The following is a 12,245-nucleotide window of genomic DNA, read 5'->3' as shown; positions in this document are numbered from 1 at the left end:
GGCATGGCAACCTCTTTTATCACTCCAAATTTATAGTAACAATCAACTCCAAATGGTATAATTAAGTTGTCAAAATCAATTCACCGAAAGGAGCTGATTGTTATCTATCGTCAAGAAATTTTGAAAGACATCCGTCTTTTCACTTCACAACCAGTTGCAAAGTTTTATGATTCTCTTTTTCTGAATCTTGATTTATCCTTTGTTCCGGAATTCCCCAAAACAGGAAGAAAAGGGTTTTCAAACCACGCTATGATTTGTTCCTTTATTGTCATGAAATGCGAAGGTTTCTCCATGATTTCCGATCTTGTCGATTATCTTCACAATAATCTTCTGATTGCGCATTTTTGTGGCTTTGATATTTCTCGTCCACTTCCTTCTTATTGGACTTTTGATCGCTTCTTGAAAAATTTTGATAACAAAGTTCTCTCTAAAATCATGAAAACTCAGGTGCTATTCCTTTCTAAAGAAGGTATTGTAGACACTTCTTTTATTGGCTTAGATTCAACTCCTGTCTCTGCAAATACTTCACAGAATAATCCGAAATCTTTTCTCTCAAATAAGTTTAAGCCCGGAAATCAACCAAGGGCGGATTCAGATTGTAGACTCGGCGTCCACACTGCATCCAATCAAACGAATGAGAAAAAATATGAATTTTATTGGGGCTATAAAAACCATGTCCTTGTAGACTGTATTTCAGGTCTTCCTATTTATGAAATGACCACAACCGCGGAAGTTCATGATGCTACCGTCGCTTTAGATATCCTTGCTGCTACCCATTCCTTTCAACCAATAACGGACTGCATATTCCTTGCCGACAAAGGTTACGATGTCAAAAATATCTACAATCAGGTTAAGGAACTTTACAATGGAGAATGTATCATTCCATTAAACAAACGTAATACCAAAAATCCGAAACTTCTTCCTCAAGGGAATCCCATTTGCGAAGCAGGGCTTGCCATGTGGAAGGATGGTAAGTTTTCCGATTGTGGTCGTACCCGTCAAAAGTTTTGTTGTCCTCTAAAATCAAGTAAAGATACCCTTTGCCCATGCCACCACAAAAATTTCTATAATGGTAAAAAGCATCGTGGCTGTACGAGATATCTCACCATTCCTGATGATTTAAGACTTTCCATTGATAGGGACAGCAAATATTTTAAAAGTAATTATTCACTCCGCACAGAATGTGAACGCTATAATTCGCGTTTTAAAAATACTGGTCAAGAGCGGATGTGGGTAAGAAATAAAGCATCTGTTACAAACTTAAACACACTTGCCCATATCAGTTTACTAGCAGTTGCCGTTGCCGCAATCACTAGCCATTCTGGTCAGTCTTATCGCAAACTAAAAACAATAAAACGAATTGCTTGATTAAAAAATTCTCATAGTCTTATGATTTCGTAAGTTTTGGACTTACGTTAGCTTTGCTATGCCATAAAATCGCAACCTCAAACTTTATGGGAGCTAACTGCCAAGTTCTACTTTTGGATCAATATGTTTTGCTCATCTCTATAATTTATACTTTTAAATTTGATTCTATCGGAAGATTTATCAGCTTGCAATATTGAAATATATCCTCACAAAACTGTTTATAATCTATTTTTGCTTTTCGAGATATCGTTTTTATGGATGCTAATATATTTTTTACTATCATAATCTGTTTATCCGTTATATCAGCTTTTAAGTATTCATCATAATCAATCCAGAGACTAACCGATGCAAAACCATATTTTATATCACACTTCTTTTCTTGTTTAAAAAGGCCCTGTTCTATAATATCTTTAGGTGCTATAATTGGTGTTATACCAACTATATCTACAAGATCACTGTACTGCTTATTTTCAACATGTTTTGATATACCTCTGCACATGCTGTAGATTTCATCGATAACCCCATATTGTTTTGTAAAATATGATGGCGAATTAATATTCAATTCCATTTCTTATAACCTCCTTCTATATTCATTACCAACTACCTAAACAATTTCATTAATTAAACTTTTATTTATTATTTCATCACCATCCCTTACTTTTTAATAATGGTGGAAATTCTCCATACTTTGATTCATAATATTTGTTCATATCATATTGCCACATATGAATATCTCGCTTACTTCCACTTTCTATAACTTTCATCACCGCATTATTTTCATTTAGATACTTTTGAGAATATCTTTTTTCAGGATTCAATGTTTCACCAAATTTTAATATTTCATTAGTATCTTTATCCACTAATGCATATCCATAATTTGTTCTTGTATCTTCCAAAGAGTTTCCATGATTATGACTAGCACTTGTTTTCTTAGATGGTATGCCAACCTCTTCATTTGATGCAAACTGTCCATTTTTCCTATGCCATCTACCATTATTATCTTTATAGTATCCCGATGTTGCTTCAGCATTATTTTCAGCGGTATTCGTAGTAGCTGTTTTTACATTATTTCCTTGTTTTGATGCTGTAGTCGACTTAGTAGTATTATTCCCCGCAGCCACTGACTCAATATTATTGTCCGATATAGAAGCGGAATTATTTCTTGCGGTAACCTTTGAAGCGGAAGATTGATCTGTTTGTGTTAATAAAGGTGCTTCATTTTCACTTGTATAATCCAGTTTTTTTGTAGCCATTTCAGTGATATGCCCCGGCTTAGTTGAACTAGATTTTCCTTTTACCAAGTCCTTCACTGCACTAAGTGCTTTACCGGCGCCATAAGTAAGACCACCCAAAACACCTCCAGATATTGCTCCTGTTAATCCGCCTGTTAAGGTATCTTTTGCAACTTGCTTCAAACTATTTCCTGACAATCCAGAACTTATTGCTCCATAAGAAGCACCACCAATTGCACCTGCTACAGCTCCTGAAACCATCGCAGTTCCTAATCCACCCATTGCTGGCAATGCTGCCAGAACTGCTCCAGTTGCTAAACCGCCTGTTGCCGCAACCACAACACCGGACACTACCATTGCTGTTACACCAATCGCTACATTTTTCCAGTTTACTTTGCCCAACTGATCTGTAATACGATTCGTTGTGGTACACATGTGGCGTACTACTTCAGAACGAATTTCTGATGTTCGTTCTGAAACATAGGATTTAAAAGATGTATAAGTTTTTCCAATTTTCTGAACACCATTACTTACCGAACGGACAAAACTGCTACCTCTTGATACAACTTTTCGGTATGAATTCGTCACGCTACTCCGCACAGATTGATATGTCTTTTTTGGATGTGTAACCGCATTTTTTACAGTTTTTGCTGCACCCTTTACTGCATTAACAATAGTTTTTGCCGCTTTCTTAGCTGTATTTACTACTGTTTTGACTACCTTTTTTGCAGTATTAACGATTTTCTTGCCGACACTCTTGACTGCTTTTGCTGCTTTTTTAGCTGTACTCTTAATCCTGCTCCATAATGAATGTCCTGTTGGATCACTGTAATTCAACGGATTATTGGTCGTATAGTCATAGCGATTTCTGGTTAATGGATTTTCTGTCGTTCCAAGGTCACTATCTTCAGTTGTAAAGGTTCCGTTCTCTGCGTCATAGTATCTTGCCCGCAGATACTGAAGTCCTGTTTTTACATTTGTGGACTCCCCGTTGTAGCCATAATAATTGACTCCATCTGCGGTTCCTGATGTAAGGTTTCCGTATGGATCATACTGATAGCTGTTCGTCAGATTAGCTGTTTCGGTCAGGATTCCGGTCACGCTGTTTCTTCCGTCATATAAATAATAACTGCTTTCTTTCGATTTATCAACGCTTACCCGTTCTCCGATTCCACTTTCTCCATAAGTATAAGCCTGACGTACTTTCTCGTCTGATCCATACTCTGCAAGGACTTCTGTATTTTCACGATTGATATCGTTGATATACTCTGTCAGTGTATAACCTTTAGCATTTGAACCACCTTTTACCAGAGATGCAAGCTGTTCTTTCGGACTGTCACCATCTTCTGTACGCTGGTTCTCCGGGATCAGGACTTCATCGCCATAGCAGTCTTCCCATTTATAGGTGTTATCCAGTTCGAATACCCGGTTGTTATCTCCATCATACATGGCTGCCATCAGGACTGTTCCACCCTGTTTTACGACTGCCAGTCGATTCTCAGCTGTGTATTCATAAGTGACCGGATCTGCACTGTTTGTCTTATCACATTCCTGGATCAGATTGCCATCTTTATCATAGCTGTAGGTTGTTCCCGGATCGCCCCAGATTTTTGCATTCGTGCGTTTGATGAGCTGGTTGGAATCGTTGTACTTGTAGTTATATTTTGCTTTGCTGACACCATCTTCGATCTTCTCGTAAGAGGTCCGGTTTCCAATCTTGTCATAAGTATAATTATGGACTGTCTTTTTACCGCCCTCTGCTTTTTCTGTACAGCGCGTCAGTTCCCAGTTGTCATCGTATTCATAGGTACGAGTCGTCTGGATCTCTTTTTCCTGATGCTCACAGTCTGCTTTGTCTGTCTCTTTCTGTGTGTCGCCCCAGTTGTACCAGTCTTCCCAGCTTGGTGCCTTTCTTGTTCCGGCTTCCAGTTCGGTCGCTGTCTCGCTGACTACATATCCCTGATCATTGTACTTGTACTCATAAGTGCTGATTACCTTGCCGCAGGAACCACAGGTATTCACAATCTTTGTGATATGATCTTCTGCATCGTAAGATACTTCCGTCTTTGTTCCATTGCTTCTAATGACTTCTGTCACACGATTCAGTGCATCATGCTTGTAGGTGGTTACTTTTCCATTACGGTCTGTCAGTTTTACCAGATTATCATTTAAGTCATATTCATAGCTGACCTTTGTACCATCCGGGTATACGATTGCCTGCAGATTATCTGCATCATCATAGACGTAGCTGACATCTTTTTTCGAACCGCTTGTTACTTTTGTGATTCTTCCGAGCGCATCGTATTCGTAACTGCTCTTACCAGTCTGATCCTTCATGGATACCCGTTCCCCGGCGCTGTTATATGCGTAGGTCACGTCCTTTTCGGATTTCTCGCCTTTTGCGTCCTGATATGATTTCTCCAACAGGTCATTCAGTTTGTCGTAATCATACGTGGTTTTCTTGCCGCTTGCCTGTGTATGTCCGGTCAGTCTGCCTTTTTCATCATAGTCGAATTTCTCTGTTCTTCCTGCCGGATCTTTGATGGATGTCAGGTTGCCTTCCAAATCATAAGTATAATTCGTTGTCTTATTTGCTGCATTGGTGAAGGTCACCAGGTTATCCATGTTGTCGTAACCGTAAGTTGTTACACCGCCAAGGGCATCGGTTACTTTTGTCAGATTGTCATTCTTGTCATATTCCAGATGGCTCTTTAATCCGGTCTTATCTGTAACAACCTGAATATTACCATGTGCATCGTAATCAAATCCCGTTGTGAATCCACGCTTGTCTGTAATAGAAGTTACCCTGCTGTCCTTATCATAGGTATAGGATTCCTTCTGCCCCAGTGCATCGGTCTCTTCTGTTACACGGTTGTCTTTATCGTAGACTGTCTTTGCAACATAGCCCATCGGGTCTGTTACAGATGTAACATTATAATTCTTATCATATCCATAGCTGGTCTTTCTTCCACCCGGTTTGGTGATCTCAGTAATATTTCCTGCCGGGTCGTAAGTATAAGCAGTTATCTTACCAAGCGGATCAGCTGCAGAAGTCATCTGGCCTGCCATGTCATAACTGTAGGTATTGCTCCGTCCAAGTGGATCTGTCTCCTTCACCAGATTGCCATACTTATCATAAGAAAAGCTGGTTGTTCCATCCAGTGCATTGGTAGAAGACTTCATGTTATGGAGCTTATCGTAAGTATAAGTGGTGGTACTCTTTAAGCTGTCGCTTTCTTTTACCACATTGTCCACTTTATCATAAGAGAAATTTTTAGTATAACCCAGTGGACTGGTCATACTCTTCAGACGTCCGGCTTTATCATAACTGTAGGTATACTCTCCGCCATTCGCCTGTGTCATCTTTGTGACATTGTCATTCAGGTCAACACTGTACTGTGTCTCATTTCCCTTTGCATCCGTTACAGAAATGACATTGCCATGCTTGTCGTAATCATATTTGGTAACTGCTCCCTTTGGAGAAATCTGTTCTGTCAGATTACTTAAGCTGTCATATTTGTATTCCGTAATAAGTCCCATCGGATCTTTCGATTTGGTAAGATTACCAATGGCATCATAGCGGTATTCATTGGTTTCTTTTAATGGAGATGTCTCTCCAATTTTGCGGTCCAGTTCATCATACTGGTAGGTTGTCGTATTTCCATTTCCATCGGTCTGGGATACGAGATTATCGTTTTTATCGTAAGCATATTTGGTGACTGTACCGTTTTCATCCGCCGCTTCCGTCACATTATCATTTCCGTCATATTTAAAGGTACTAGATGCTCCGAGAGGATTTGTCTGGGAGATCACCCGGTCTTTCTTATCATATGCGTACTGGTAAGTGGCTTCGTCTTCTTCTGTCATAGATAACTGGTTGCCAACTTTATCGTAAGTAAAGGTGGTTCTATGTCCTTCTGCATCCGTTACCGCTGTAATACGGTCCATAACATCATACCCATAAGATGTGGTACTTCCGTCTGCTTCAGTAAGTTTCAGGAGTCTGCCATACTGATCGTACTGATAGGTTGCTGTCCGGCCGAGTTCATCGGTCTGTGTCAGTACATTTCCGGCACCATCATAAGTATAATCCATACTGTTTCCACCATTGTCGGAGGAATGGATCAGGTTGCCTGCTCCGTCATATTGATAGGTAATTACGAGTCCCTGTGCATCCGTACATTTTACAAGCTGTCCGATGGCATCGTACTCCATCAGCACCTTGTCCCCTGTCGGCAGTATTATGGATGTGTTATTTCCCTCTTTATCATACACATAACTATACGCATTGCCGAGGGCATCTGTCATCTTTGTGCTGTTGCCCTGTGAATCGTATTCGTAAGTGGTCTTTCCTTTCAGGGCATCCACCGTCTGTTCCAGATTGTCGGTGGAATCATATTTCATTGCTGTAATGTTGCCCTTTGCATCGCTTACCGATGTCATGTTTCCATTACCATCGTAAGTCATGGTACTGGTATTTCCATTTTCATCGGTAGAGGATACCAGATTTCCATTTAAGTCATACTTCATGGATACGGTATATCCAAGGGCATCTTTGGATGTAGTCAGATTTCCTGCCTTGTCGTAAGCATAAGTATCTGTTCTTCCCTCTTCATCGGTAGAAGATACCAGATTTCCTGCTTTATCATAAGTATATGTGGTAGTTCCACCTTCTGGGTTGGTTTCACTTAAGCGGTTTCCTGTATTATCGTAGGTATAAGTCCAGGTTCTTCCACTGTCATCTGATTTTGATACCAGATTGTCTGCCGCATCATAAGTATAAGTGGTAACTGCACCTAATTCATCTGTCTCTTTAGCGAGTCTTCCGCAGTTATCATATTCCTTGGAATGGCTGCTTCCATCTCCATAAGTAATCTTGGTTTCATTTCCTAATGCGTCATATTCATATTTGGTTATATTACCAACTGCATCTTTGGACTGAAGCACCTGTCCAAGAGAATCAAACTTGGATACGGTTGCATTTCCATTTCCATCGGTATATTTTTTCAGATTTCCTGCTTTGTCATATTCATAGAGCTTTGTTCCAAAATCTTTATTACTCTCTTCTATGACACGTCCCATGCTGTCATACTTATAAGTAATTGTATTTCCTTTTGCATCGGTTGCTTTGACCTGCTGATAATTCTTATCATAAACGTAGCTGATCTGATTTCCTTTCGGATCTGTACCACTGGTCATCACATAAAATTCCCATAATATATACCATAAGTGTATTCCAGACATGATGTTGCCAGTCTGCCTGATATGCCACTGTTATAATTAACAGAGCTATCAGCTCAAAGATCAGATCTCCGTACATCGTTCCCCACTGCATGCTTCCCCAGCATGAAAGCAGATATGCACAAAAATATGCAAATAGCTTTTGTGTATCCTCATTTTTTGGATACAGGATGGTATTGTAACGGAACACAGTATAAATCCAGAATAATTTACTTGTCAGATAAGTGATCAAATGGATATTCATAATCTTTTCTTCTCCGTTTGTAATAGTCTTTCCCTGACCTTCTTGCGATTTGCTTTACTGATACTGAGACGTGTCTTGTCTTTCATAACCACGTTGTCATATTCGTAATGCTCCACGTGTTCCATATTGATGAGATAGGACTTGTGAATCAGTAAGAAATATTCTTCTGTTACATCCGCTACATCCTTTAATTTTCCTCGATATTCATATTCTTTTTCCGATGTCACGATATGTACTCTTTTTCCCAGACTATAAAAATACAGGATCTTGTCATAAGAAATCTTGTGGATTCCTTTTGTATCCGTATATTCAAATATTTTCTTCCGTTCTTTTAACAGTTCCCGTAATTCACCTATCACCCGGAAAAGTTCTTCCTCTCGGATTGGCTTTACAAGAAAATCAAATGGATGAATACGGAATAATTTCATAGCATATTCCTGATATGTTGAAATATAGGTAATCCGCAGTTCTTTTCCATAATTTTTCTTTCGTATCTCCGTTCCGATATCAATTCCATTCTCATGTTCCAGACAAATATCAAGGAATAACATATCGTAGGATTCTTCTTCCAGCCTGTTAAGAAGCTGCTCCGCAGAATAGTATATTTCTATAGATATCTGACAGTCATTCGCTTTCCCATAATGGAGCAGCTTCTGTTCTAACCAATTACATAGGATGATGTCATCATCACAGATTGCAAGTTCTAGCATATTTTCTTACCCTCAGTCTTTCGTAACACGACAAATGGGGAAAAGAATCCCCTTCAATTCTTTTCCCGAATGGACATCACTAATTTTGTGTCATTTTTCCGATGCAACAGCACCACTTCCTTTGCTGTCTTATTTTGTCCTCTATATAATAAACACTTGAACAAGAAAAAACTGTCGCCATTTTATAATTTATTTATATTTTATCCAAATATTACAGCGATAACTAATAATGTCACCCCCTGCATTATTCTTTTTATTTTTAGCGTCATTTGATAAAACATCAACGTTTTTGATGGCAAAAAGGGAACCTGCAAAACCAGATTCCCTTTAAAATACATGCTCTTCTCTAAAAGGATGATAAATCCACCATCCTCTGCTTATTTTTAAAAACTTTTTCCTTTTTTACAATACTTATAAATATTAAATGGTTTTTCTTTTTTTTCAAATAAAATCCCTGTTGTTTTAATAATTTTTATAAGTTCATCCGACTCCATATCTGTCGTTTTAAATATAAATATTTTCTTTTCATTTGTTATGAAAAAAAAGAAGTTTTTATATAAGAACATTCTATCAATATTTTTAAATTCATAAATTTGATCTTCATCTATTTTAATTGCGTTTTCATCGATATCCACCGTTTCATATCCTGATCTACCCCAGACAAATTCATGAACATTTTTTTCAAAATTTTTACCAATCATTTGATACCAAATAATCCAAGCCACACAAGCCACACAAGTTCCAATCCCTATTCCAAACATCAAATAACTTTCCGACAGATAACAATTAATCGACAGTAAAAATTCTACAGGTGTAAAAATATAGATAATCATTCTACTTTTCTGTCTTGTTTTAAATAATTGATTAGGAATTATAAACCCAAGCGAAAGCATTCTTTCTAATTCTTCCCTATCCTCATCTGACACAATTGATTTAATATGCATTCTTCTTAATCCCCCTTTTGCCAGAGGTCCTCTTTATAAAATCGAACCTCTGGCCATTGTCTCTTTTATTCTTTTACAATTTACAGCGCTTGAATCAACAAACCAAAAACAGTACCTGCTCCAGCTGAAAATAAAGCAATAATTGACGGAATTGCATTTACAACTAATGCACCCGCAAGAACTAATATTACGGCTCCTGCCAGTATATTACTATGCTCTTTTGTGAATTCTACAACATTAAATTCAAGACCACTATTAGAATTTAATGTCATTGTAAAAATCAAAGCAACCGATATTGTCCACTCTTTTTCCTCTTCTGGCAGCAAATCTGATGTACTAAATACAATGGAAAACTCTACACTATTGGCAAAAACATTATTTATTTCAAAAGCAATATTACCAGATTTAACCGATAAAGCAATTTTTTCTATCGTATTTCCAAAGTTATCTGCTCCCTCTATACCTGTATCTGATAAATTTGATGAAATCTCCATAATTTGATTTTTGCAAGTTTGTGTCAATTCTCCATCATTTCCTATATCCACTTTTATATTATAAATTTTACCAGTTGAACTTTCAAGCGATGTGGATATTTTAGTAGAAATATCAATTGCTCCTTGAGGACTCATCATTGTTCCCAGTGAAATTTCCTTATCATACTCCACACCCACATCCATAATTTTATTCAGATAACCAAGCGGCTCCATTACATTATAGACATATTGATTTCGTGCTATTTTTACCTTTGCCCGAAGATTTTCTTGCGCTATTTCCTCATCTGTTTTTGTCGATACGGCATCGAACTTTTTAAATCCAGTATCTCTCCCTGAATATGCATCTTTATCCAGTGGGAACGAAGGTGATGAAGAAAATGAGTTCAACTCACAAAATTGATCAAATGCCCAGTTCTTCGGCATCGAATATCCCAAATTACAGCTAAATCCAGTTGACATATCTGCCACAAATGATTTACTTGCCAATCCTGCTTCATAAACTTTAGTACATACATATCTTGGTGCATAAATGCCGACTTTATAATTTTTATCATTTGTCGAACTGAAAAAGATCATGTGAATCTGTTCAAAATAAGGTATAATAAATGTATCAATCTGATATGAATAACAATCAAAATCCACTGCAAAGTATATAGTCGTTCCACTTGGTATACCGATTCTCTCGGCTGCTAAAATTGCTGTCTGTGCATCAACACTTCCCTGGGACGGATCCTTAAAATAGTTTAATTCATATCCTCCATCCTGATATATCGGGAATACCGATAATCCTGCATTTTCAATGTTTTTCACTTCTGTTGATGTCAAATATTTCGGTGTATGTTCTTTTCCAACAGAACCTGTCAGATAACGTCCTACATGAGTATACCCTGCATTTTTTATATCTAATGCCTGTTGTTTATTTAATACTGTTGCACAGTCACACGCTTTTGCTGCCCTGTTTGTATCGCCTTTACTCGTAAGCAATGATTTCATAGTAGAAACATTTACTTTTCCTTTTGTTACAAGTCCAATTCCTGTCAGACCATAAAACTCCTGAAATTCTGACACCTTTGACTCTGTAGTCGAATCAAACACACCATCGAATCTTCCCGGATTATATCCGTTAAAATATAGTCCGTATTGAGCAATCTTATTAAATGGAACATATTTCGTCGAGTTCTGTCCGTTCTGTAATGTACCCGGAAACGCATTTGTTGTTGCATCGCCAAAATTAACTGAATTCAAATCTGTAATTAATTCAGTTGTAACTCCTTCAGCCGCCTGCAATGCACCAACTAAAGACAAAATTGTCTGTCTTGAGGCAATTCCATCACAAGGTCCAACACCAATAACATCTGACCAGTCACTATTTAATTGCTGTTGAATAAGAACAATATTGGAATCCCCACCAGAAACCTTTGTAAACCAGTTTAGGGATAACAATCCAGACCAAACTTTCCAATCAATTTTGCCCGTAACTTCCAGTCCTGCATTTTCCTGCATCTTTTTAACTGCATTTACTCCTGATGTATAATAAATTCCAGTAATTCCTCCAGCAGCATATCCTTTGCAAAACAGAGCACACTGAATCAAGCATACATTAACCTGCGGAGTATCATTCGGATCCATTTTTGTAATAATGGCTAACTTCTTCATGGTATTAATAGTAAGTGGTCCAACCGTTCCTGTAATCGTTGAGATTCCATTCTGAATCTGAAATGCACGAATGATTCCCTGCATCACGGCTGTTCCGGTCTTTCCATCTTCATCCAGTTTTACCCAATCCTTATGTCCACCAAACATCGCATTTAAATATTTTTGTGCTGCTTTTACATTCTGATCACTCATATTCACTACCTCCTAATTCAAGTCAATTATAAAGATTTCTAACTCTTTATATGTCTATCACTAAAAGTTACAATAACAATTTATCAATCAACTGTGCCTATTTTGTGACTATTTTCCAAAGGATTCATTAACTCCCTTATAAAATCCTTAACAAATTATGAAAG

Annotated in this window: 6 protein-coding genes; 1 reads left to right on the top strand and 5 read right to left on the bottom strand. The window is 37.8% G+C overall.

The genetic code is table 11. The features are described from left to right. The first annotated feature begins 66 nt into the window (after positions 1-66). Entirely contained in the window at positions 67-1,368 is a 1,302-nt protein-coding gene (locus OCV48_RS09550) for a transposase (RefSeq protein WP_055156278.1), read from the top strand. Between the two features lie 145 nt (positions 1,369-1,513). On the opposite strand, the gene OCV48_RS09545 is transcribed toward OCV48_RS09550, so the two are convergent. The 5 genes from OCV48_RS09545 to OCV48_RS09525 all read right to left on the bottom strand — a co-directional run bounded on the left by OCV48_RS09545 (position 1,514) and on the right by OCV48_RS09525 (position 12,081). Next, positions 1,514-1,936 (bottom strand): Imm44 family immunity protein, encoded by a 423-nt coding sequence (locus OCV48_RS09545; protein WP_015513343.1) that lies wholly within the window; start codon positions 1,934-1,936, stop codon positions 1,514-1,516. 76 nt (positions 1,937-2,012) lie between these two features. Beyond that, the gene (locus tag OCV48_RS09540; RefSeq protein WP_262559564.1) at positions 2,013-7,799 is read right to left on the bottom strand and encodes an RHS repeat-associated core domain-containing protein; all 5,787 of its coding nucleotides are present in this window, start codon (positions 7,797-7,799) and stop codon (positions 2,013-2,015) included. Between the two features lie 282 nt (positions 7,800-8,081). Beyond that, positions 8,082-8,795, bottom strand: coding sequence for a LytR/AlgR family response regulator transcription factor (locus OCV48_RS09535; protein ID WP_015513340.1), 714 nt, complete (start codon positions 8,793-8,795; stop codon positions 8,082-8,084). 383 nt (positions 8,796-9,178) lie between these two features. After that, positions 9,179-9,739 carry a hypothetical protein gene (locus OCV48_RS09530; RefSeq protein WP_006426967.1) on the bottom strand — a complete coding sequence of 187 codons (561 nt, stop codon included), beginning with the start codon at positions 9,737-9,739 and terminating at the stop codon, positions 9,179-9,181. Between the two features lie 80 nt (positions 9,740-9,819). Then, positions 9,820-12,081, bottom strand: a complete 2,262-nt coding sequence (locus OCV48_RS09525; protein ID WP_007884642.1) for a glycoside hydrolase domain-containing protein — start codon at positions 12,079-12,081, stop codon at positions 9,820-9,822. Between the last annotated feature and the right edge of the window lie 164 nt (positions 12,082-12,245).

The sequence above is a fragment of the Bovifimicola ammoniilytica genome (assembly GCF_025567085.1).
Classification (GTDB): Bacteria; Bacillota; Clostridia; order Lachnospirales; family Lachnospiraceae; genus Bovifimicola; species Bovifimicola ammoniilytica.
This window is presented reverse-complemented; position numbering and strand designations above follow the sequence as displayed.